This window comes from Burkholderia ambifaria AMMD, from assembly GCF_000203915.1.
Taxonomy (GTDB): domain Bacteria; phylum Pseudomonadota; class Gammaproteobacteria; order Burkholderiales; family Burkholderiaceae; genus Burkholderia; species Burkholderia ambifaria.
The window spans coordinates 2,675,724-2,697,686 of sequence record NC_008390.1; the positions used below are offsets into that span (position 1 = coordinate 2,675,724).

A 21,963-nucleotide genomic window follows, 5' to 3' on the forward strand; every position below is an offset into this window, starting at 1 on the left:
TGTCCAAAACCGAACCCTTTCGGACGCGGTACGCAGCCATGTCCGAAACTGAGGCATTCACAGTTACGTACATAGGGTATCATTCGGACATCCATTTTGAACACATTACGAGTGACATGTCCCGGACTTTTGCATACGCCCGAGTCAGTACAGCCGACCAGACGGCGACTAACCAGCTCCGCGAGATCAAAGCGGCTGGCTTTACGGTCGACAAACGTCGGGTTGTGGCGGAGAGTATTTCTGGTAGCGTAAGCGCGGATCAGCGTCCGGGATTTGCTGAGCTACTGCTTAAGATGGAAGAGGGTGATGTCCTGATCGTGACTAAGCTGGATCGCCTTGGCCGGAACGCAATGGACGTGCGCGCAACCGTTGAGGATTTGGCGAGTCGTGGTATTAGGATCCATTGCCTCGCACTCGGTGGTGTTGATCTTACCAGTGCAGCGGGTCGGATGACGATGCAGGTGCTGAATGCCGTTGCCGAGTTTGAACGAGATTTGATGATTGAGCGGACGCATGCCGGAATAACACGTGCTCGGGCGGAGGGCAAAGCGATGGGGCGACCAAGCGCCCTTTCGAAACAACAGCGCGGAGAGGTCCGACAGCGGCTCGCCGAAGGGGCAACTGTGGCGGGGCTTGCGAAGCAGTATGGTACGAGTCGGCAGACGATCATGCGCGTACGCTCCAGTACAAACGACTAAGGAATGGAAATCGGTACGGCTGTGGTGGGTTGATTTAATAGTGCCGGCGTACTTTTTCTATAATTTAAAGTGAGGATGCCATGTCAGACGACGGGGTAAAGAATGCGATTGAGGACGCAAAGAGCACGGTCGAGTTAGTCGGGGCGATCGTTAAGGTTGCGGGTGATCATCCAGATGTGAAGGCGGCCGGATCTAATTTGGCAAAATCAGCCAAGACGATTACCCAATTCATCAACGTGGGGCTACTTCCTCTAGCCGCCATTAACTACGGCTATGGGAAAGCAAAAGAGTACTTCGAACATCGATTTGCGTCAGATGTCGCTGAGGCCGCAGAGGCCATCCCTCCCGACAATCTATGTGAACCCGAAGCCGCGGTCATTGGCCCAGCTCTTCAGGGCCTGGCATTCACCCATGGATACGATAGTTTGAGAAACATGTATCTCAAGCTAATAGCGACTGCCATGGACGATCGGCATGCTAAAAATGCACACCCTGCATTTGCAGAGATTATTCGACAACTCAGCGCACCTGAAGCTCAAGTATTAAATTTCATTCTTAAAGTCAACACCCATCCTATCGTACAAGTTCGCTTCAACACCTATCGAGATGAACACGCGGCACTGAAGTTTTCTTTTCCGGAAAGCTACCAGACCGTGGAAACTCATGTATTGGGCCTTCATCGTGATGGTGTACCGTGGGCGTCCCGAGAATTGCCGGCGTTGGTCGACAATTGGATTCGTCTTGGTCTAGTGACAGTGAGCTACGAAACTTCGATTGCCGGAGAGAATATCTACGAATGGGCGAAATCGCGACCCGAGTATAGGTATTGGGTACCTCAAAACGCACCGCCGCAGAGGACGTTGGAAATTGCGAGCGGGCGGCTTGACGTCACGGCGTTTGGAAGGCAGTTCGGTGCGGCTATTGGCGTGAGGACGTAACAACGGCTGCCGATCTCCACCTTATCGCTCGTCTCTGTTACTACCGCGACCGCCAATGTAACTATTAAATCTGCTCAAAGTGACTTTTCGGGAACCGTATCGCTCGCGTTCGTCTGCGGCGCTGGGAGGGCGGCGGCGCTGGGCATTCTTTGCGCGCAGCGTTCCAGATCGATGGGCAGATTGCAATGCGGCTAAGCAGAGGCTACCCCGAGGATCGACTATCTCCAAAGTTGTCTCCAAGTAAGCGTGTGTTCTGGAGATAGATTTGGAGATAGTCAAAGGCTTGCCGGACAAGGCTAACAACCGAAAAGGCGCACTAATCTCCAAATCTCTAGAATTTTTCGCTTTCGACGGCAAGCGAAGTTACGTACAGAACTCCTTCGCACTATGCACTGTTGCCTGTTGGTATTTCTGTTGGTATCTATGCGCAGTCGATGCCAGAAGCTCCCTGGCAGCCTAGAGATATGAATTCTGTCGGGGACCAGAGAGCCTCCAAAGTTTCACCAGCTTCGCCGCAAGAACCCCGTCACGCTTGGCTGTGCGGGGTTTCATTGTTGCGGACTTCCAGCAGCGATCAGCGGTGGAAACAACCACCGATTCCCCGCGAGTCCTCCGACGCCCTTCCGAATGCGCGGGCACTGCGCACAGCGTTTTTTCGATCAAGTGTTCGACTGTTACCCAAAGTGTTATCCAACCGCCGAAGGGTAACAAACATGGATCGGTTACTTGATCGGAACCAAGGTAACACTCCGATATCCGAGAGAACCCAGGCAATGTAAGCAAGCGGATTTTGATGGGAGACGCGGGGGGATCACTGATCATTTGACGCACCGCAACAGTCCGGGGTACACTTCGCGCCGCGGGGTGGAGCAGTCTGGCAGCTCGTCGGGCTCATAACCCGAAGGTCATAGGTTCAAATCCTATCCCCGCAACCAACATCGAAGCCCGCTATGCGAAAGCAAGCGGGCTTTTTGATTTGCATGCTGTACCAGCACGGCCGCCCCCCGTGCTCACCGCATTAACCCAGTCCTGACCTTCGGCATCAAACTCGCATTCACCCCCGTCACGGCCAACGTCCCCGTCGACGACGCCCCGGCCGGCAGCGCCAGCACACTGCCATCCGCGAGCCGATTCGCGTCGACGACGATCTGGCTCACCGCGCACCCGTTCGTCAACAGCCCGACCGGCAACCCGGCGATGGACGAAAACGTATTGCCCGTCACGCTGAACGAACACACGTTCCCATACGCCCGGAACCCCGCATAGCCGGATCCCGACACGCGGTTATCCGTCACCGCCACGCCCGACACCGTTCCCGTCCACGTATCCAGCTCGATCGCGCCCTGTTGCGTGGGCTGCAGGCCGTTGTTCACGTTCGAGTTCTGGATGTTGGTCACGGTATTGCCGGTGATGACGACGTTCGACGACCCATAAGTCTTCCAGCTGTCTTCCTGCGCGACCAGGATACCCGCCGCCTTCTCGACGCCGTCGACCGTGTTGTTCGAGATCGTCACGCCCTGCCCGCCGACAACGGTAATACCGCGCCCCCACGCGTTACCCGACACTGAATTGTGGTCGATCAGCACGTTGCTGCTGAGCCGGCCGTCGCCGAGATAACTGACCACGGCGATCAGATCGTCGCCGGTGCCCGTCACCGTATTGTTCTGCACCAGCACGTTGGTCGACCCGTAGGTCGTATGGATGCCATCGGCCAGCGTCGCGCGCACGGTGTTGCCCACGATCGCGATACCGCTGCCGCCGAACACGAAAATCCCCGCGCTCGCGCCTCCTTGGATCGTCACGCCGAGCACCTGAACGTCCGCGCCCGTCACCTCGACCTTGGTCGACTCGGGTGTCGTGAGCCGCGTCGTGCCGGTGCCGGCGAGTGTCACGCCGACGAGCGTCGAACCGGCGCCGCGCATCACGATCGTCTGGTCGGCCGGATTCGTGGCGGCGAGCGTCGCGCCATATCCGGAGATCACCACCTGCGGCACGGTCACGGCAAGCGAATGCCCGACGACGTAGCGGCCCGGCGCGATCACCAGGCGCTGGCCGGCCTGCAGGCTGTCGAATGCTTTCTGCAACGCGTCGGACTGGTCGCTGCCGTCGGCGGCCGGGGAGACCGTCACATCGGCGACGAGAACTGGATTGGAGCCGCTGGACGGCTGAAGCGTCGCGCCGGGAGTGATGCCGGTCGCCCCGGCGGTCGAGCCAGAACTTCCGGAATTCGTCGATGAAGTCGATGAAGTCGATGCACCGGATGCGGCGCCGGCAGATGTCGATGTACCCGCAACGGTCTGCGGTGCCGCCGCAGGGTTGTCGTCACCACCGCCGCATGCGGCAAGACAAAGGCAGAGCGCGGCAAGCATCGCTTGATCGACTGTACGCATACGATGTTCCGCTAGCCCAGATTGGCGTCATCGTAAGTACGCCAGCGCACTTTGTAAATGAATTCCGTGCGGAGGCCACCGTTCGCAATACTCCGTGATTCAACGCAACTGACACGCATCCGACATTGCATAGAATCCCGAACCTTCTTCAACACGCGAACGTCAGGACTGGTTCGACCGCGCGCGACCTCGAAATCGCGCGCGGCATCGGTGCAGCGATTACCGCCAGCGCAGGAGCAAATTACATCGCACCTCTACGTTTATGCATTCGCACCGCCATCGATTGTCAACCCGGTACCGTTAATCGACCGCCCTTCCGGCCCGACGACGAACGCGACGAGTGCCGCCACGTCCTCCGCCTTGCCGTACTGCGGAGTCGCCATCCGCGAACGTTGCGCGCCGGCATGCTCACCGTCGGCCGGATTCATGTCCGTATCGGTCGACCCCGGATGCACGAGATTGACCGTGATGCCGCGCGCACCGAGATCGCGCGCGAGCCCCTGCGTCCAGCCGATCAGCGCGGCCTTGCTCGCCGCATAGAGGCTCATCCCCGCATCGGGAACGCGCGTCGCGAGGCAACTGCCGGTCGACACGATGCGCCCACCCTCCCCGAGGTGCCGCGCAGCCGCCTGCGACGCGACGATCACCGCGCGCACGTTCACGTTCAGCGTCGCGTCGATATCGTCGAGCGTGAGGTCGTCCAGCGCGCCCGCGCGGAAGATGCCCGCGTTGTTGACGAGGATGTCGAGGCCGCCAAGCGTCTGCGCGGCATGATCGACCGCGCCGCGCACGGCCACCGGATCGGCGCTGTCGGCCTGGATCGCGACGGCCCGGCGGCCGAGCGCCTCGATGTCGGCAACGACGGCCCGCGCCCGCTCCGCCGATTTCTCGTAAGTGATCGCGACGTCCGCACCGTCGGCCGCCAGCCGTTTCGCAATGGCCGCGCCGATGCCGCGACTGCCGCCCGTGACGAGTGCACGCTTGCCCTGAAGTCGATTCATGAAAGCTCCTGTGGTCATTTATGTAACGACTGACACAGAATGTGGCAGGTTGCGCGGCGCTGTCAATTGAATTATTTTATCGATCGATACAGATATCGACGAAGGAACGAATGTCATGGCTGAACGGGGCCGACCGAGAAGCTTCGACAAGGAAGCGGCGCTGGATCGCGCGATGGAGGTGTTCTGGCGCCTCGGCTACGAGGGTGCGTCGATGACGGACCTGACGGCCGCGATGGGCATTGCGTCACCGAGCCTGTACGCGGCGTTCGGCAGCAAGGAGGCGTTGTTCCGGCAAGCGATCGAGCACTATCGGGAAACGGAGGGCCGTGAGATCTGGGACGGCGTCGAACAGGCCGGCAGCGCACACGACGCGATCGAGAACTATCTGATGCAGACCGCGCGCGTGTTCACGCGCCTGTCGAAGCCGGCCGGCTGCCTGATCGTCCTGTCGGCGCTGCATCCGGCCGAGCGCTCGGACACGGTCCGGCAAATGTTGATCGCCATGCGCGAGCAGACGGTCGCCGCGTTACGCACGCGGCTCGGCGAAGGCGTTGCAGCGGGCGAGATTTCCGCGCACGCGGATCTCGACGCGATCGCGCGCTACTACGTGACGGTGCAACAGGGAATGTCGATTCAGGCGCGCGACGGCGCGAGCCGTCGCGATCTGGAAGCGGTCGCGCAAGCCGCGCTGGCCGCATGGCCGGCGCTCGCGGGCGCGCGCGCCGGCTGACGGCGGGCCCCGAAAAGCAACCCACGAAACCGCGCGCGGCCGGCCGGCGGCAAGCGCCCGGCATGGCCGCGCGGGTACCTTACTGCGTAACGGCGTGCTGCACGTCCTTCGACGCATGCCACACACGATAGCGCACGTCGAAACCGTCCGGCACGTACACGACGAGCGGCAGGCGGCTGTTGTAGCGCAGCAGTTGGCCGTCACTACGCACCTGCACGAACCGCTGCTGCGGCGCCTGGCCCGGGCACGCCATCAGCGTCGACGCCGGCCCCTTCACGTCGGTCAGCCGATAGTACGTATAGCCCCAGCCCTTCACGTCCTCGGCGGTCAGTTCGCCACCGAACCATTGCTGGTTGCAGTCGGTCTGCAGCGTCTTGCCGATCATCAGTTCGACGCGCGCATCGCCTTCGTTCTCGAGCGCGGGCAGCGCGATCACCGCGCGCTGCTGGCCGGCCGCCGGCTGCGGGAACATCTTGATCGACTCGGCCGGCACGGCGGGCGCCGATGCGGGCCCGGCCGCGCAGGCGGCGGCGGTCGTCACGCAAAAGGCGGCCAGGACGGCCCGGATCGCGAATTTCATCGATGTGCTCCTGATAAACAAAATGGGCCCCGGATGCTAACACTTTCGTCGCAAGACCTTACGGGGCTGTAATTTGACGACACAATTGCAAACAGCCGGCAATCCCCGCGCGCGGTACTTATAGGAGAACCCACGGAGAACATCATGCTGAAGCTCATTGCTGCCGCCGGCGTCGCCACGCTGCTGGCCGGTTGCGTCGTCGGCCCGGACGCCGGATACGGCTACGGACAGCCCTACTATTCCGATCCCGGCTACGCGTACGGGCCGGCCTACGGCGCGGCGCCGGTCTACGGCACGGTCAATATATGGGGCGGCGGCGGTGGCGGGCGCGACTGGGATCGCGGCCATCGCGACTACCGCCGCTGGGATCGCGATCGCGGTGACCATGGCGGCTGGGGACGCGGCGGCGGACGCCGCGGCGACTGGAACGAAGGCGGAGGCGGCGGCGGGCGCGGTGAGGGTGGCCATCGCCACTGATTCGGCCGATCCAGCGGATGCAATTGCAACCGTTTGTATCCGCACACGGTTCCGCACGGGCGCTGGGTGACGGATAAAAAGGCTGCCGAAACCGGCTCCCCCGACATGACAAAGGCCCTCGCATCACGCGAGGGCCTTTCCTTTTGTCATCCTGCGTATCGGCGACTCAGTCGCCGCCGATCATGCGGCGCCGAGCCCGGTCACGCGCCCATTCACCAGCCGGCCGGCTGTGCATAGCCGCCCGACACGGGCGCGCCGCACACATACGCGCGCTGATAGCGGTCGTAGCAATAGTTCGGGCCGCCGTCCTGGTACTGCGCCTGCTGGTAGCTCGGATAAGCCGGCTGCTGGTAGGCCGGCGCCTGGTAGTACGTCGGCGGCTGATAGGCCGGTGCCTGATACACGGGCGCCTGGTACGCGACGGGCGGATTCATCGCGGACGTCACGATCGCGCCGAGCACCGCGCCGCCGATCAGCGCGCCGATGACGGCGCCCCCGTCGCGGCCATGCGCGGACGCCGGGCCCGCCACGGCGAGCGAACCGGCGAGGACACATACAGCGGCAATTTTTTTCATCATGGACTCCCACGCGAAGTGGTACTGGATGCGATGCATTGTGGCGGCACGCGGTCGTAATAGATGCAGCAAGTGGTAACGCGCCATTACGGGTATCACGCACACCGAAACGCGGTACGGCCGTGCTACGATTTTCGGCCCACAGGAGACGCGTTCATGCAGCCCGAAACCGCCCGCCGTTTCGATACCGAATTCGCGCCGCGCATTGCGCGGGCGATCGCCGCCTTCTTCGCCGATCACGTCCAGGCCGACGTCGCCCCGTACGGCGGCCACGGGCAACCGACGCGCGTGCGGATCCGCAGCGCGCCACACGAGCACGTGAGCGGCTTCGTGCATCCGCTGAACCTCGAGTTGACCTGGGACACCGACGAGATCGAGCGGCTGATGGAGCCGGACGGTCCGCAGCGCTTCGAGCACTACCTGGCCGCGCTGCCGAAGAAACTGGGCGCGTGGCAGGGCGCGCGCGACATCGATCTCGCGTCGCGCACGCAGGCCGACCCGCTCGTGCGGCTCGGCGGCCTCGATTTCGAAGGCTGAATGCGCGCGCCGGCCGGTGGCCGGCGGCCCCGGGTGCGTCGACGTCGCGCGATGCGGCCCGGTGATACACTCGACCGGTCCCGCGCCGGCGCCGCCCGGCCGGCCGGGCCACTCACCGCCGCCTCCACCCGCGAGCATGGTTGCGCACACAACCGGTGCCCGGGCGCGCGGACAACCCACGCCTTCGCTCCGTCATGAACGCCGATACCGGCCTGCCGCTTCCGCAACGCTACTGGGCGATCGTCTGCGTCGCACTGGGCATCACGCTCGCCGTGCTCGACGGCGCGATCGCGAACGTCGCGCTGCCGACGATCGCGCGCGACCTGCACGCGTCCGATGCCGCATCGATCTGGATCGTCAACGCGTATCAGCTCGCGGTCACGATCACGCTGCTGCCGCTCGCGTCGCTCGGCGAACGCGTCGGCTATCGCCGCATCTATATCGCGGGGCTGGCGCTCTTCACCGCGGCGTCGCTCGGCTGCGCGCTCGCCGGCTCGCTGCCGATGCTGGCCGTGATGCGTGTGATCCAGGGATTCGGCGCGGCCGGCATCATGAGCGTCAATGCGGCGCTGGTGCGGATGATCTACCCGTCGTCGATGCTCGGGCGCGGGCTGTCGATCAACGCGATGGTGGTCGCGCTGTCGTCGGCGATCGGGCCGACGGTCGCGTCGGCGATCCTGTCGTTTGCGTCGTGGCCTTGGCTGTTCGCGGTCAATGTGCCGATCGGCATCGCCGCGGTACTCGGCAGCGTGCGCGCGCTGCCGGCCAACCCGCTGCACGACGCGCCGTACGATTTCGCGAGCGCGCTGATGAACGCGTGCGTGTTCGGGCTGCTGATCACGGCCGTCGACGGGCTCGGCCACGGCGAACGCCACGCTTACGTCGCGGCAGAGCTGGCCGTCGCGTTCGTCGTCGGCTACTTCTTCGTGAAGCGCCAGTTGTCGCAGCCGGCGCCGCTGCTGCCGGTCGATCTGATGCGCATCCCGATGTTCGCGCTGTCGATCTATACGTCGATGGCGTCGTTCACGTCGCAGATGCTCGCATTCGTCGCGCTGCCGTTCTGGCTGCAGAATTCGCTCGGCTTCTCCCAAGTCGAAACCGGCCTCTACATGACGCCGTGGCCGCTCGTGATCGTGTTCGCCGCGCCGCTCGCGGGCGTGCTGTCGGACCGCTACTCGGCCGGCATCCTCGGCGGAATCGGGCTTGCGCTGTTCGCGGCCGGCCTGCTGTCGCTCGCGACGATCGGCGCGCATCCGGGCACGGTCGACATCGTGTGGCGGATGGCGCTGTGCGGCGCGGGCTTCGGGCTGTTCCAGTCGCCGAACAATCGCGCGATGCTGTCGTCGGCGCCGCGCGAGCGCAGCGGCGGCGCGGGCGGGATGCTGAGCACGGCGCGCCTGACCGGCCAGACCCTCGGCGCCGCGCTCGTCGCGCTGATTTTCGGGCTCGCGCCCGACCACGGTCCGACGATCGCGCTCTATGTCGCCACGGGGTTCGCGGCGATCGCCGCGGTGGTCAGCATGCTGCGCATCACGTCGCCACGCCCGGACGCGGCGACCTGACGCCGCCGCGCGCCGCGCGCCGCGTGCGCGCGTCATGCGGCGTCGAGCGCGTCCATCACGAAGCGCACGCGCGCCTTCACACTCACTCGCGGTAGTTCGATCAGCCGATACCCGTACGCCGTATAGCAGTCGACCATCGCGTCGTAGGTCCGCACCGCCTCGTCGAAATCCTGCCGCCGTTCGGCGTCCTGCGTGTAGATCTCGGGCCACGGCGGCGCGATGAACACCCGCCGGTGATAGCGAAAGCGCCGCGCCGCGGCCTCCGCATGCGCGGGCACGGCGAGGCCCGTCAGTCGCAGGTAGCCGATCACGTCCGGCACGCCGCGATCGAAGAACACGGGCCCGCGCGCACCATGCGCAAGACGGTACGAACGCATCTCCCAGTTCAGCATCTGCTCGGCGAACGCGGCCCGGTCGCGCCACGGCAGCGCCGGGCCGTCGATCGCCATCTGGTCGCGGATCACGCCGCGCCCGGCCTCGTGCGAGCGCGCGAAACCGGTGCGTTCGAGCGCATCGAGCAACGTGCTCTTGCCCGAACCCGGGCCGCCCGTAACGACGAAGAAGCGGGCCGACGCTTCGTCCGCCGCGCTGCCCTCCTCCACCCGCTCAGACATGCGCGGCCCGCCGGCCCGCGCGCTGCGTGACCGACGCGGCCGCCGCGACGCTGCGCAAGTCGGCGACGAACGTGTCGCGCCAGACCGACAGGTTGTTTTCGCGCAGTCGCGCGAGGTTCTCTTCATGTCGCGCCTGGCGCTCCGCGAGCGGCATCGACAGCGCGCGCTCGAGCGCGTCGGCCATCTGCGACAGGTCGTACGGATTGACGAGCAGCGCACCGGTCAGCTCGGCCGCCGCACCGGCGAACTCCGACAGCACGAGCACGCCCGGATCGGCCGGGTCCTGCGACGCGACGTATTCCTTCGCGACCAGATTCATTCCGTCGCGCAGCGGCGTCACGTAGCCGACCTGCGACATCCGGAAGAACGCCATCAGCAGATTGCGCTCATATTTGCGGTTCAGGTACTGGATCGGCGTCCAGTCGAGTTGCGAGAAGCGGCCGTTGATGCGGCCGGCCTCGCCTTCGAGCGTTTCGCGAATGTTCTGATAGGTCTTCACGTCGGAACGAGTCGGCGGCGCGATCTGCACGAGCGATACGCGCCCCTGCCAGCCCGGCGCGTTGGCGAGCATCCGCTCGAACGACTGGAAGCGCTCGACGAGCCCCTTCGAATAGTCGAGCCGGTCGACACTCATCACGAGCTTGCGCCCGTCGAGCGCGTCGCGCAGCATCTTCACCGGCTTGCGCGAGCCGTACTGGACGGCCGCCTCGGCGATCGCATCCGGATGCACGCCGATCGGATAGGCGGCAACCTTCACGACGCGGCCGTGCGCATGCAGCATCCCGTCGTCGCTCGCCGCGCCGATGCCGCGCCGCTCGATGTAGTCGGTGAACGCCTGCTTGTCGGCATCGGTCTGGAAACCCGCGATGTCGTATGCGCACATGAACTTCACGAGCTCCTCGTGCGGCGGCACGACGCGCAGCATGTCGGGCGACGGAAACGGAATGTGCAGGAAGAAGCCGATCGGGTTCTTCACGCCGAGCTCGCGCAGGCAATGCGCGAACGGCAGCAGGTGATAGTCGTGCACCCAGATCAGGTCGTCTGGCTGCAGCAGCGCGGCGAGCTGCTTCGCCAGCATCGCGTTCACGCGCAGATAGCCCGCGTACTCCTGCCGGTCGAAGCGCGTGAGATCGCTGCGGTAGTGGAACACCGGCCACAGCGTCGCGTTCGAGAAGCCGCGGTAGTACTGATCGTAGTCGCGCCGGGTCAGCCCGACCGTCGCATACGTGACGTTGCCGTCCCGCTGGATCGCGGGTTCGGCGTCGGGCGTACCGACGATCTCGCCGTTCCAGCCGAACCAGACACCGCCGGTGTCCTTCAACGCGTCCATCACGCCGACCGCGAGACCCCCTGCACTCGGGCGTGTGTCCTCGCCGGCGGCGACACGGTTCGATACCACGATCAATCTGCTCATGCGGCTTCCCCTCCTCGATTCGATTGGTTGGCGCGCGGCGCGCGCCAAGGCGGACGCGACGACCCGGAGGCAGTCGCGCGGCGATTCAGATGTGAGCGATGCAACAAAGAGCGCAACGAAATGCGGCGGCGGAATGCAACGGCGACAGGATCAAGCGTCCTGCTCCTGGCCGAGGTCGCGTTGATAGTCGAGCCCTTCCGGGCGTGCGCCGCCCTGGTTGTGATCGCCGTCGACCGGCGTCTCGCCGGGCGCGCCGGCAGGCGGTGCGGCCGGCGCGTCGGTCTGCGGACGCTGACGCTCGGCGCCCGCATCGGGCGACCGGGGAGAAGATCGTTTCGAACGGCGCATGGCTGGGTGTCTCATAGGCAGCGCGGCTCGGAGCCGTCGTAGAAACATTCCATAACAAAACAGTCTAGGTCGCTTCCTCGCATGCGAAGGTAACAATTACCTTCAATTTGTAACGTTTCGACCCCTCTCTAATCGTCTGTCCGACAATAACGCCGCGCGTACGCGCGCGTGCCGCCGCCGCGATTTGTCAAAGCTTTGCAGTTTTCCTATGACAATTGCGAAACAATGACGCGGCAAGGGGGCGCGCATGCGTCGCCGCTCACCCAGACAGGACTTGCACTCAGGGATGAACACACGTTTCGAACCGCCGCGCCGGGCCATGACGGCGCGCATCGCGCTGGCCACGCTTGCGACGGCCACGCTGCTGTCCGGCTGCAACTCGCTGTACAGCGAAGGCGCGACCGCCGGCGCCGGTATCGCGGGCGCCGCGATTGCCTCCAAGGTCACCAACAACGCCGCCGTCGCGACGGGCATCGGCCTCGGCGCCGTGGCCGGCGCGCGTGCGGGCGTCCAGTACTCGCAGCGCGTCGCACACCGTTACACCCAGGAACAGATCGCGAAGGCGGCGGCCCCGCTCGACGTCGGCGGCGTTGCGCCGTGGTCGACGCACCATTCGTTCCCGATCGAGGACGACGAACAGGGCCGCGTGACGGTCAGCCGGATGATCAGCGTCGGTCCGCTCGACTGCAAGGAGATCGTGTTCGCGGTCGACACGCCCGCGAAGGCCGACAAGGCCGCGCAGTCGGCGTTCTACGTCGCCACGATCTGCCGCGACGGTCCGGTGTGGAAATGGGCGTCGGCGGAGCCCGCAACCGAACGCTGGGGCGCGCTGCAATGAGCATCGCGATCCGTATCGCGACGATCGGCGCGCTGTGCGCGGCCAGCGCCGCGCTGTCGGGCTGCGGGTCGGTCGGCGCGGCGAGCGGCGCGCTGGCCGGCGCGGCGACGGGCCTCGTCACCGCGAATCCGGCCGTCGGCGTCGGTGTCGGCATCGCCGTGCAGGCGGCGACGGACGAAGCCGTCAATCGCACGATGAAGCAGCTCCATCAGAATCAGCAGGACGCGATCGCGAAGGCGGCCGGCAGCCTGGCCGTCGGCGAAGTCAAGCCGTGGAAGGTGAAGAACACGCTGCCGCTGGAAAACGGCGAAGGCGAGGTGCGCGTCACGCGTGCGTACTCGACGGCGCTGGCGCTGTGCAAGGAATTCGCGTTCTCGGTGAAGGACGGCGACAAGGCCGACTGGTATTTCGCGAATGCGTGCCAGCAAGGGACGCACTGGAAGTGGGCGTCGGCCGAACCGGCCGTCGACCGGTGGGGCAATTTGCAGTAACGATGCGCGGCGCATGACCCAAGCGCCGCGCAGGCGAATGCCGGGCCGCACGGCCCGGCCCGTTGGCTTCAGGACTCGACGTCCTCGAGACTGAAGATTTCGGTCTGGTCGTTGTACGAGAAGATCTCGCCGTAACGGCCCCAGTCGATCACCGCGTCGAGCGTTTCCTCGGCCGCGCCGTCCGACAGAAAATCCTCCAGCTCCTGCTCGAAGCGCACGCGCGGCGCACGATGGCCCGGGCGCTCGTTCAGCACTTTCTTGATCCGTGCGGCGAGCGGCACGTGCTTGAGCAGATGATCGGCGAACATCAGCTTGCGCTCCTGCGTGCCGAATTCCGCGAACACGCGCCCCGGCGGCGTCAGGAACACGTCCCCTTCCCGCACGTCGGCGAAACCGAGGTACTGCAGCACTTCCGCGATCGGGAACAGGTCATCCACTTCCAGATGCAGCGTACGCGCGATTTCCGGCATGTCCGCGCGGCCGTGGTACGGCGCCATCGCGAGCGTCTCGATCAGGCCGGCCATCAGGTTGGTCGACACCTGCGGCAGCCAGCTGCCGAGCTCCAGCCCCTTTTTCGTCGCCTCGCCGGTCTGGCGCGCGGTCATCTTCGCGTAGATGTCGTCGACCAGCTTGCGGAAGGCCGGGTCGAGCCGGTTGCGCGGATGCTTGAACGGCACCTTGATCTCGGCGATCACGCGGCCCGGGTTCGACGACAGCACCAGGATCCGGTCGCACATGAACACCGCTTCCTCGATGTTGTGCGTGACGATCAGCACCGACTTGATCGGCATCCGGCCTTGCGTCCAGAGATCCAGCAGGTCGGTACGCAGCGTTTCGGCCGTCAGCACGTCGAGCGCGGAAAACGGCTCGTCCATCAGCAGGATCGTCGGGTCGACGACGAGCGCGCGCGCGAAGCCCACGCGCTGGCGCATGCCGCCCGACAACTCGCGCGGATACGCGTTCTCGAAGCCGTCGAGACCGATCAGGTCGATCGCGGCGAGTGCGCGCTCGCGTCGCTCGCGCGCGCCGACGCCGAGCGCCTCCAGCCCGGCTTCGACGTTCTGCAGCACGGTCAGCCACGGGAACAACGCGAAGGTCTGGAACACCATCGCGACGCCTTCGGCCGGGCCGCGCAGCGGCTTGCCGAGATAGGTCACTTCACCGCCGGTCGGCTCGATCAGCCCGGCGATGATCCGCAGCAGCGTCGACTTGCCCGAGCCCGAACGGCCGAGCAGCCCGACGATCTCGCCTTCGCGCAGCGACAGGTTCGCATCGTCGAGCACGAGCAACTCACCCTGCGTCTTGTTGAAGCCGCGGCAGACGTGATCGACACGCAGGATTTCCTCGCCGAGGCGCGGCGGCTGGGACGTCTGGACGGGGGCGTTTACAGCATTCGGATTGTGCATCGCGTTTCGCTCTCAATCGGTCTCAGTCGAGCCGCAGCTTCGCTTCGGCGAAGGCATACAGCGGGCGCCACAGCAGGCGGTTGAACAGGGTAACGAACAGGGACATCACGGCGATGCCCAGGATGATCTTCGGAAAGTCGCCGGCGGCGGTGGTCTGCGCGATATACGCGCCGAGGCCGTGCGCCTCGATCTTGGTCGTGCCCCACTGCACCGCTTCCGACACGATGCTCGCGTTCCACGCGCCGCCCGACGCGGTGATCGCGCCGGTCACGTAGTACGGGAAGATGCCGGGCAGGATCGCCTGGCGCCACCACTGCCAGCCGCGGATCCGGAAGTTCGTCGCCGCTTCGCGATAGTCGTTCGGATAGGACGTCGCGCCGGCGATCACGTTGAACAGGATATACCACTGCGTACCGAGCACGATCAGCGGCGACAGCCAGATGTCGGGGTTCAGGTGGAAGCGCGCGATCACGATCACGAACACCGGGAACAGCAGGTTGGCCGGGAACGCGGCGAGGAACTGCGCGAGCGGCTGCAGTTTCTCCGCGAGCCGCGGACGCAGCCCGATCAGCACGCCGATCGGCACCCAGATCACGGACGCGATCGTGATCAGCACGACCACGCGCAGCAGCGTGATGAGCCCGAGCACCAGCACGTGGCCGACGTCGGCCATCGTCACGCCGGTCGCGACGAAGCTGACGACGCGCCACACGATATAGGCCGTGCAGATCAGCACGAAGCCCGACCATGCGATATCGACCGTGCGCGACGCCTTCTTCTCGACTTTCGGCAGCGTGAAGCGCATCGCGCCCGACAGCGGCAGGCGCAGCGGAATCCGCGCGGCCTTCGCGAAGAACCAGCCGGCCGGCACCAGCAGCTGATGGATCAGGCGCGTGCGGCGCACGAGGTCGAGCAGCCACGATTGCGGCGCATCGCCCGACGCGGTGTTCTCCATCCGGAACTTGTCGGCCCACGCGATCAGCGGGCGGAACAGGAACTGGTCGTACGCGAGGATCACGACCGTCATCGTGAGGATGACCCAGCCGATCGCGCCGAAGTTCTTGTCCGAGATCGCCTGCGCGAGATACGCGCCGATCCCCGGCAGCGTGATCGTCTGGTTGCCGACGGTAATGGCCTCCGATGCGACGACGAAGAACCAGCCGCCCGACATCGACATCATCATGTTCCAGATCAGCCCGGGCATCGAGAACGGCACCTCGAGCTTCCAGAAGCGCTGCCACGACGTCAGGTGGAAGCCGCGCGACACTTCGTCGAGATCGCGCGGGACCGTGCGCAGCGACTGGTAGAAGCTGAACGTCATGTTCCACGCCTGGCTCGTGAAGATCGCGAAGATCGCCGCGAGCTCCGCGCCGAGCACGCGGCTCGGGAACAGCGCGAGGAAGAACGTGACCGTAAACGAGATGAAGCCGAGCACCGGCACCGACTGCAGGATGTCGAGGATCGGGATCAGCACCATCCCCGCGCGGCGGCTTTTCGCGGCGAGCGTGCCGTAGATCAGCGTGAACGCGAGCGACGCGACCATCGCGGCAAGCATCCGCAGCGTCGTGCGCAACGCGTATTCGGGCAGGTTCGACGGATCGAGCGAGATCTTCTGGGTCTGAAGGGTCCCGATCGGCGCCATCGTTTCATGAAAGCCGACGACCGCCATCGCGATCAGGCAGATGATCAGCGGGAATGCGATGAAGTCCCACCGGTTCGGCAGAACGCGCCACGCGGACGCGTTGGCGGTCCGGTTCGGATTGAAGAATCCGACGTCCATCAGGCGCCCTCCCCGGTAAGGCCGAACGAAGCCGGCAGACGATGTTGATTCATGGCAAAGCGCACGGGCGCGGTAATTCGACGCGGTAATTCGATGGATTCACGATCTCACGCCGGCGCGACGCGCCGTGCGTGCAAGCTGCGCCCCGGCGCGGCAAGCGGCCGCGACGGCACGACACTACACCAACCTGTATTTCAGGTACAACCGTCCGGGGCCAGTGTGGCGCCGCGCGACGCGTGGGCGGTGCGTGGATCGTGCCCGGCGCGCGGGCGGACGGCGGGCGCGCGGGGCGGTGCAGCCCGGCCGCAGTCGTGCGGCCGGCGTGCAGGCCCCGAATTATGCCGTGATCCGGGCCGGCCGGGAACCCGCCAGCCACACACGGGCGCAAACCATGCCGGACGTCATCGGACGATCGCGGCGAAGCAGGTATGATCGGGGCTAGCCCCCGGGGTGTGCCGACCCGCGGCCCCGGGGATTGACCGACCAGCTGGAGGAAGGGAATGGCAGGAAATTTGGTGATCGTCTGCCGCGATCAGGACGCCGAGGCGTTCTACGAGCTGATGCAGGAATACGGGTCGTTCCAGACCCGGCTGTCGTCGACGGCGTGGTACCTGAACATGAACGTCGTGCCCGAATCACTGCAGGAGGAAATCCTGGAGCGCCTCGGCCGCTATACGACCGTCTATATCTTCGAGGCCACGAGCGTGACCTACAACACCATCGACAGCAACGCCGCCGAGACGCTCGGCTCGCTGTTCGGCGAATGATGCCGCGCGGCGCCTGCCCGGCAGGCGCCGCTTCTCACGCAGCCTGTGCGTGAAGTTCGTCCTTCGGCACCGCGTCGAACGGGAACGTCATCGCCACGCGCAGGCCGCCCTCGGGACGGTTGCCGATCTCGCACGTCCCGCCCTGCCTCAGCACGAGCCGCTCGACGATCGCGAGCCCCAGCCCGCTGTGACCGTTCCCGCCGCGCGCGGGGTCGAGCCGCACGAACGGCCGCGTCGCGGCCGCCAGGTCGCGCGGCGCAATCCCGCCGCCGCTGTCACTGACCGACAGTACATACCCCGTCGGCGTGCGCGCCGTCTCGACCAGCACGGGCGGCGCACCGTACGCATGTGCATTGTCCAGCAGGTTCGACAGGATCCGGTCGAGCGTCGCGGTCGGCAGGCGGAAGCCCGCGTCGGCCGTGAGACGCGTCTGGACCGGCGGCGCGTTCGGCGCGACCGCACGATAGCTGCGCGCGATCCGCTCGCAGGTCTGGTCGACCGGCACGGGCTCGCTGCGGTCCGCCCCGCCGTGCGCGAACGCGAGGAACTGGTCGACGATGTGCGACATCGAGTCGACGTCGCGCACGACGCCGTCGCGCAGCCGCGCGTCGTCCATCATTTCGGCACGCAGGCGCATCCGCGCGAGCGGCGTGCGCAGGTCGTGCGCGACGCCGGCCAGCATCACCGCGCGGTCGCTGTCGGCCTGCGACACCTGTTCCACCATCTGGTTGAAGCCGCGCGTGAGCTGGCGCAGCTCGCGCGGGCCGCGCTCGCGCAGCGGCGGCACCGGCTGGCCGCGGCCGAAGCGCGCGACCGCGCGCGCCAGCGAGCGCAGCGGCTGCTGCAGCTGCCAGGCCGCGAACAGCGCGGCGATCACGCCGGCCGAGAAGATCGTGCCGAGCCACAGCAGCATCCGGTCGAGCGAGCGCGGCGGCCGCAGCGGCTGCACCGGCACCACGATCCAGTTAGGGTCGGTCGGCTCCTTGACCCACAGCACCGGCGGATGACCGGGCGCGCCGACCTCGACCTGGGTGCCGTGCGGCATCCGCTCGCTCACGTCGTCGCGAAAGCGCTTGAGCGGCGCCGGCAGGTTCGTGTCGGCCACCTTCGGCACGTCGGGACTGTCCGGCGCCACGAGCCGCACGCGCGACGGCAGCGGCTGATCGGGCGTGCGCTCGACGTGCTGGCGCACCGCGTCGACGAGGAACGCGGCCTCCTCGACCGCGTAGCGCGTCTGCATCTGGTTGCGCTCGATGCGCATCGCGAAGAACCACGCGAAGTGCGACAGGAGCAGCACGCCGATGACCAGCAGCGCGAGCCGCCCGAACAGTGAATCAATGGGCTTGCGCATGGGCCTCGCCGTCGGGCACGAACACGTAGCCGCGCCCGCGGACCGTCTGGATGAAGCGCGGCGCGGACGGATCCGTTTCCAGGATGCGGCGCAGGCGCCATACCTGGACGTCGATGCCACGGTCGGTGCCGTCGTACTCGGGCCCGTGCAGCAGCTCGAGCAGCCGCTCGCGCGTGAGCGTGCGCAGCGCATGGTTCACGAAGATCTTCAGCAGCGCGAATTCGCTGCTCGACAGCGTCGCCGGCTTGCCGTCGACCGACAGCGTGCGCGCCTGGAAGTCGAGCACGAAGCGGCCGAACGCGAACGGCTCGCGCTGCTCGGGCGCCGCGGCCGACGGCGTCGCGCGGCGGCGGCGCAGCACGGCCTGCACGCGCGCCAGCAGCTCGCGCGGGTTGAACGGCTTGCCGAGGTAGTCGTCCGCGCCGAGTTCGAGCCCGACGATGCGGTCGACGTCGTCCGCGCGCGCGGTCAGCATGATCACGGGGATGTCGTCGCCGGCCGCGCGCAACTGGCGCAACGCGGTCAGGCCGTCCACGCCCGGCATCATCAAGTCCAGCACGATCAGGTCGGGCCGCTCGCGCTCGAGGCGCTTCTCGAGCGTCGCCGCGTCGTGCAGCACGGACACTTCCATCCCCTGGCGCACGAGATAGTCGCGCAGCAGGTCTCGGAGTTCTTGGTCGTCGTCGACGATGAGGATCTGGGTAGTCATGGCTTGAAGTTTACCGCGCGAGTGCGGCATCGAAGAACGAAACAAAGGGACGAAAGGGTTACTGCGGGTTACGGCGCAAGGGAACTGTAATGCGCCGTAACCCGCCGGCCACCCCGCGTAACACCGGCCGGGACCCGCGCCGCTAACCTGCGTCTTACCGGATGCGGACACGAATCACCGCGCACCGCATCGCCGGACCCTTTGATACAAGGAGTTTCTGAAATGTATAAGAAGACTTCCCGCGTGGCCATCGCGGCCGCCACCGTGCTCGCTCTCGCATTCGGCACCGCGCATGCGGCTCAACCCAACGACATGCCGCCGCCTGGCGGCCCCGGCATGCACCAGATGCACGGCGGCCATGACGGCGGCCCGTTCGGCGTGATCATGAAGCTGCACGACCAGCTGAAGCTCAATGCGTCGCAGGAACAGCAGTGGCAGACGGCCGTCAACACGATGAAGCAGAACCATGAAGCGATGCGCAAGAGCCACGAGCAGATGCGCGAGCAATTCAAGGCGCAGCAGAACCAGCCGATCCTCGACCTGAATGCGATGCACGCCGCCCGCCAGCAGGCTGAGCAGCAGAATGCGCAACTGCGCGAGCAGAGCTCGGCCGCGTGGCTCGCGTTCTACAACGGGCTGAACGACCAGCAGAAGACCACGGTCAGCACGGCGCTCAAGCAGCAGTTCGCGCGGATGGAGCAGCGCCACGAGACGATGAAGGAACGCTGGCAGCAGCACCGCGCGGCCAAGGGCGCGTCGGCGCCGGCGCAGTAAGCCGGCAGGCCGCCTCCCGGGCGGCACCGCGGGGGACGCGGGCGCTCAGCGCCCCGTCCCCCGTTTCATTTCAGGCGACGTCGAACAGCAGCACCTCGGCCGCCCGGCCGCGGGCGAACGCGACCGTGTCCACGCCGGCGATCCGCGCGCCGTCGCCCTCGGCCAGCGTGTGGCCGTTGACCTCCACGTCGCCGCGCGCCACGTGCACGTAGGTGCTGCGCCCGGCCGGCACGCCGAAAGCCGTCTCCTCGTCGCCGTCGATCAGCCCCGCGAAAATCCGCGCGTCCGCACGTACCGACAATGCGCCGTCGTCGTCGCCGTCGGGCGACGCGACGAGCCGCAGCCGGCCGCGCTTCTCGTCGTCGGCAAAGCGCCGCTGCGCATAGCCGGGCCGTCCGCCCCGCTCGGCCGGCTGCAGCCAGATCTGCAGCAGATGCAGCGGCCGGTCGCACCATGCGTTGGTTTCGCTATGCATGAGCCCCGTGCCGGCGCTCATTCGCTGGATGCCGCCGGCCCGCACGATCGCGCCGTTGCCGAGGCTGTCGCGATGCGCGAGCGCGCCGTCCAGCACGTAGGTGACGATCTCGAGGTCACGGCGCGGCTGCATTCCGAAGCCGCGCGTGGGGGCGATCCGGTCCTCGCTCAGCAAGCGCAGCGCGCCGAACGGCGGATGCGTGGCCCCGGCGTGGCCGGCGAGCGGGAAGCTGCTGCTCGATTCGAGCCAGCCTTGACGCGTGTGGCAACGGTCGGCGGCGCGGCGGATCTGGAACATGGGGGTACTCCGGCAGGCGGCGATTCTTTTGCGGGTTTACCTGTACTGTAGGCGCGCCCCCATCCGGCCACAATCCGCCGCCCGCGCACCGCATCGTTGCGCTCACGAACCCAATGGGCGCAATACTCGTTGCAAATACCACGATTGTCGCAACAGCCGATTCGAAGAATCGATCGGTCGCGCCGGATTGCCGTTTTCCGGATATCGCGTTCGGGTAAAATACCGCCCTTTTGGCGTTCGCCCGTCCGGCGAGCGCCGTTGCCAGCGCGCCGAAACACGAATTTTGGCCGTCTAGAATACGCCGCGGCGCCCGGCCCGACCGGCCGCGAGCGCCCCCCGGAAGTGAGCGACAAAAGGATGGAAATGAAGAAGGCCGCCCTGTGCGCCGCCCTCGCCCTCGTGGCGGGCAGCGCCTTCGCGAAGGAGTGGAAGACCGTTCGGATCGGCGTCGATGCCAGCTACCCGCCGTTCGAGTCGACCGCGCCGAGCGGCGAGATCGTCGGTTTCGACGTCGATCTCACCAAGGAAATCTGCAAGCGGATCAACGTGAAGTGCGTGTGGGTCGCGCAGGATCTCGACGGGATCATCCCCGCGCTGAAGGCGAAGAAGTACGACGTCATCGTGTCGTCGCTGACCGTCACGGACAAGCGCCGCGAGCAGATCGACTTCTCCGACAAGGTGTACGACGCACCGGCACGCATGATCGCGAAGGCCGGCTCGCCGCTGCTGCCGACGGTCGCGTCGCTCAAGGGCAAGCACGTCGGCGTCGAGCAGGGCTCGACGCAGGAAACCTACGCGAAGGCGTACTGGGAACCGCAGGGCGTGACGGTCATTCCTTACCAGAACCAGGACCAGGTCTATGCCGATCTCGGCTCGGGCCGCCTCGACGCGACGCTGCAGGATGAACTGCAGGCTGACTACGGCTTCCTGCGCACGCCGCGCGGCAAGGGCTTCGCGTTCGCCGGGCCGGAAGTGAAGGATCCGAAGACGATCGGCGACGGCACCGCGATCGGTCTGCGCAAGGAAGACACGGACCTGAAGCTCAGGATCAACAAGGCGCTGGCCGACATGCACAAGGACGGCACGTACGACCGGCTGTCGCACAAGTATTTCTCGTTCAGCGTCTACTCGGCTCGCTGAGCGCCGACAATGACGGGAAGCGGATGCGGGGGCGGCCCCGCGTCCGGCGGTACAGGCAGTCAACCACGCGC

The 21,963-nt window shown here is 66.1% G+C and carries 23 protein-coding genes and 1 tRNA gene; 12 read left to right on the plus strand and 12 right to left on the minus strand.

What is annotated here, in order from left to right:
* Positions 1 to 116: 116 nt before the first annotated feature.
* From BAMB_RS12275 to BAMB_RS12280, 3 genes are all read left to right on the plus strand, one after another.
* Positions 117 to 698 (plus strand): recombinase family protein, encoded by a 582-nt coding sequence (locus BAMB_RS12275; RefSeq protein WP_011657604.1) that lies wholly within the window; start codon positions 117 to 119, stop codon positions 696 to 698.
* Between the two features lie 80 nt (positions 699 to 778).
* Positions 779 to 1,636 (plus strand): DUF4393 domain-containing protein, encoded by an 858-nt coding sequence (locus BAMB_RS33765; RefSeq protein ID WP_011657605.1) that lies wholly within the window; start codon positions 779 to 781, stop codon positions 1,634 to 1,636.
* Positions 1,637 to 2,494: 858 nt separating this feature from the next.
* Positions 2,495 to 2,571, plus strand: a tRNA-Met gene (locus tag BAMB_RS12280).
* A 75-nt stretch (positions 2,572 to 2,646) separates the two neighbouring features.
* Here the strand turns inward: BAMB_RS12280 and BAMB_RS12285 are convergent.
* A complete protein-coding gene (locus BAMB_RS12285; RefSeq protein WP_011657606.1) occupies positions 2,647 to 3,765 on the minus strand; it encodes a right-handed parallel beta-helix repeat-containing protein in 1,119 nt (372 codons plus the stop codon).
* A gap of 521 nt (positions 3,766 to 4,286) precedes the next feature.
* Positions 4,287 to 5,027: an SDR family NAD(P)-dependent oxidoreductase gene (locus BAMB_RS12290; protein WP_011657607.1), complete on the minus strand. Its 741-nt coding sequence runs from the start codon at positions 5,025 to 5,027 to the stop codon at positions 4,287 to 4,289.
* 115 nt (positions 5,028 to 5,142) lie between these two features.
* Here BAMB_RS12290 and BAMB_RS12295 point away from each other — a divergent pair, with 115 nt between their 5' ends.
* Positions 5,143 to 5,757 (plus strand): TetR/AcrR family transcriptional regulator, encoded by a 615-nt coding sequence (locus BAMB_RS12295; RefSeq protein ID WP_011657608.1) that lies wholly within the window; start codon positions 5,143 to 5,145, stop codon positions 5,755 to 5,757.
* Positions 5,758 to 5,836: 79 nt separating this feature from the next.
* Here the strand turns inward: BAMB_RS12295 and eco are convergent, their stop codons facing one another.
* Positions 5,837 to 6,337, minus strand: a complete 501-nt coding sequence (eco, locus tag BAMB_RS12300) for a serine protease inhibitor ecotin (RefSeq protein WP_011657609.1) — start codon at positions 6,335 to 6,337, stop codon at positions 5,837 to 5,839.
* Positions 6,338 to 6,481: 144 nt separating this feature from the next.
* Between eco and BAMB_RS12305 the strand changes: the two genes are divergently transcribed.
* Positions 6,482 to 6,814, plus strand: coding sequence for a hypothetical protein (locus BAMB_RS12305; protein WP_011657610.1), 333 nt, complete (start codon positions 6,482 to 6,484; stop codon positions 6,812 to 6,814).
* 212 nt (positions 6,815 to 7,026) lie between these two features.
* Here the strand turns inward: BAMB_RS12305 and BAMB_RS12310 are convergent, their stop codons facing one another.
* Positions 7,027 to 7,428, minus strand: a complete 402-nt coding sequence (locus BAMB_RS12310) for a hypothetical protein (RefSeq protein ID WP_041491238.1) — start codon at positions 7,426 to 7,428, stop codon at positions 7,027 to 7,029.
* Positions 7,429 to 7,545: 117 nt separating this feature from the next.
* On the opposite strand from BAMB_RS12310, the gene BAMB_RS12315 reads away from it, so the two are divergent.
* Both BAMB_RS12315 and BAMB_RS12320 read left to right on the plus strand, forming a co-directional pair.
* On the plus strand, positions 7,546 to 7,926 hold the full coding sequence (locus BAMB_RS12315) for a DUF5594 family protein (RefSeq protein ID WP_006755286.1): 381 nt from the start codon (positions 7,546 to 7,548) through the stop codon (positions 7,924 to 7,926).
* Positions 7,927 to 8,120: 194 nt separating this feature from the next.
* On the plus strand, positions 8,121 to 9,488 hold the full coding sequence (locus tag BAMB_RS12320; protein ID WP_011657612.1) for an MFS transporter: 1,368 nt from the start codon (positions 8,121 to 8,123) through the stop codon (positions 9,486 to 9,488).
* A 32-nt stretch (positions 9,489 to 9,520) separates the two neighbouring features.
* On the opposite strand, the gene BAMB_RS12325 is transcribed toward BAMB_RS12320, so the two are convergent.
* The 3 genes from BAMB_RS12325 to BAMB_RS12335 form a co-directional block, all read right to left on the minus strand.
* Complete coding sequence (locus BAMB_RS12325) at positions 9,521 to 10,102, minus strand: AAA family ATPase (protein ID WP_011657613.1); 582 nt, start codon at positions 10,100 to 10,102, stop codon at positions 9,521 to 9,523.
* Positions 10,095 to 11,516: an alpha,alpha-trehalose-phosphate synthase (UDP-forming) gene (gene otsA, locus BAMB_RS12330; RefSeq protein ID WP_011657614.1), complete on the minus strand. Its 1,422-nt coding sequence runs from the start codon at positions 11,514 to 11,516 to the stop codon at positions 10,095 to 10,097. Before otsA ends, BAMB_RS12325 begins: the two co-directional genes overlap by 8 nt.
* A 150-nt stretch (positions 11,517 to 11,666) precedes the next feature.
* Positions 11,667 to 11,864 carry a hypothetical protein gene (locus tag BAMB_RS12335; RefSeq protein ID WP_041491239.1) on the minus strand — a complete coding sequence of 66 codons (198 nt, stop codon included), beginning with the start codon at positions 11,862 to 11,864 and terminating at the stop codon, positions 11,667 to 11,669.
* 286 nt (positions 11,865 to 12,150) lie between these two features.
* Between BAMB_RS12335 and BAMB_RS12340 the strand changes: the two genes are divergently transcribed.
* Positions 12,151 to 12,702, plus strand: a complete 552-nt coding sequence (locus tag BAMB_RS12340) for a hypothetical protein (protein WP_041491240.1) — start codon at positions 12,151 to 12,153, stop codon at positions 12,700 to 12,702.
* On the plus strand, positions 12,699 to 13,193 hold the full coding sequence (locus BAMB_RS12345) for a hypothetical protein (RefSeq protein WP_011657617.1): 495 nt from the start codon (positions 12,699 to 12,701) through the stop codon (positions 13,191 to 13,193). Before BAMB_RS12340 ends, BAMB_RS12345 begins: the two co-directional genes overlap by 4 nt.
* A 68-nt stretch (positions 13,194 to 13,261) precedes the next feature.
* On the opposite strand, the gene BAMB_RS12350 is transcribed toward BAMB_RS12345, so the two are convergent.
* Both BAMB_RS12350 and BAMB_RS12355 read right to left on the minus strand, forming a co-directional pair.
* The gene (locus BAMB_RS12350; protein ID WP_006755837.1) at positions 13,262 to 14,599 is read right to left on the minus strand and encodes an ABC transporter ATP-binding protein; all 1,338 of its coding nucleotides are present in this window, start codon (positions 14,597 to 14,599) and stop codon (positions 13,262 to 13,264) included.
* Between the two features lie 22 nt (positions 14,600 to 14,621).
* On the minus strand, positions 14,622 to 16,379 hold the full coding sequence (locus BAMB_RS12355; RefSeq protein WP_011657618.1) for an ABC transporter permease: 1,758 nt from the start codon (positions 16,377 to 16,379) through the stop codon (positions 14,622 to 14,624).
* A gap of 500 nt (positions 16,380 to 16,879) precedes the next feature.
* On the opposite strand from BAMB_RS12355, the gene BAMB_RS12360 reads away from it, so the two are divergent.
* On the plus strand, positions 16,880 to 17,146 hold the full coding sequence (locus tag BAMB_RS12360) for a double-stranded DNA-specific endonuclease (RefSeq protein WP_011657619.1): 267 nt from the start codon (positions 16,880 to 16,882) through the stop codon (positions 17,144 to 17,146).
* A gap of 34 nt (positions 17,147 to 17,180) precedes the next feature.
* Here the strand turns inward: BAMB_RS12360 and BAMB_RS12365 are convergent, their stop codons facing one another.
* Together BAMB_RS12365 and BAMB_RS12370 are read right to left on the minus strand one after the other, a co-directional pair.
* Entirely contained in the window at positions 17,181 to 18,497 is a 1,317-nt protein-coding gene (locus BAMB_RS12365; RefSeq protein WP_011657620.1) for an ATP-binding protein, read from the minus strand.
* Positions 18,481 to 19,206, minus strand: a complete 726-nt coding sequence (locus BAMB_RS12370; protein WP_012364426.1) for a response regulator — start codon at positions 19,204 to 19,206, stop codon at positions 18,481 to 18,483. Before BAMB_RS12370 ends, BAMB_RS12365 begins: the two co-directional genes overlap by 17 nt.
* A 222-nt stretch (positions 19,207 to 19,428) precedes the next feature.
* On the opposite strand from BAMB_RS12370, the gene BAMB_RS12375 reads away from it, so the two are divergent.
* A complete protein-coding gene (locus BAMB_RS12375; protein ID WP_006755679.1) occupies positions 19,429 to 19,980 on the plus strand; it encodes a Spy/CpxP family protein refolding chaperone in 552 nt (183 codons plus the stop codon).
* Positions 19,981 to 20,050: 70 nt separating this feature from the next.
* Here the strand turns inward: BAMB_RS12375 and BAMB_RS12380 are convergent, their stop codons facing one another.
* The gene (locus tag BAMB_RS12380) at positions 20,051 to 20,752 is read right to left on the minus strand and encodes a pirin family protein (RefSeq protein ID WP_011657622.1); all 702 of its coding nucleotides are present in this window, start codon (positions 20,750 to 20,752) and stop codon (positions 20,051 to 20,053) included.
* Between the two features lie 363 nt (positions 20,753 to 21,115).
* Between BAMB_RS12380 and BAMB_RS12385 the strand changes: the two genes are divergently transcribed.
* The gene (locus tag BAMB_RS12385; protein ID WP_006755689.1) at positions 21,116 to 21,892 is read left to right on the plus strand and encodes an ABC transporter substrate-binding protein; all 777 of its coding nucleotides are present in this window, start codon (positions 21,116 to 21,118) and stop codon (positions 21,890 to 21,892) included.
* Positions 21,893 to 21,963: the final 71 nt, after the last annotated feature.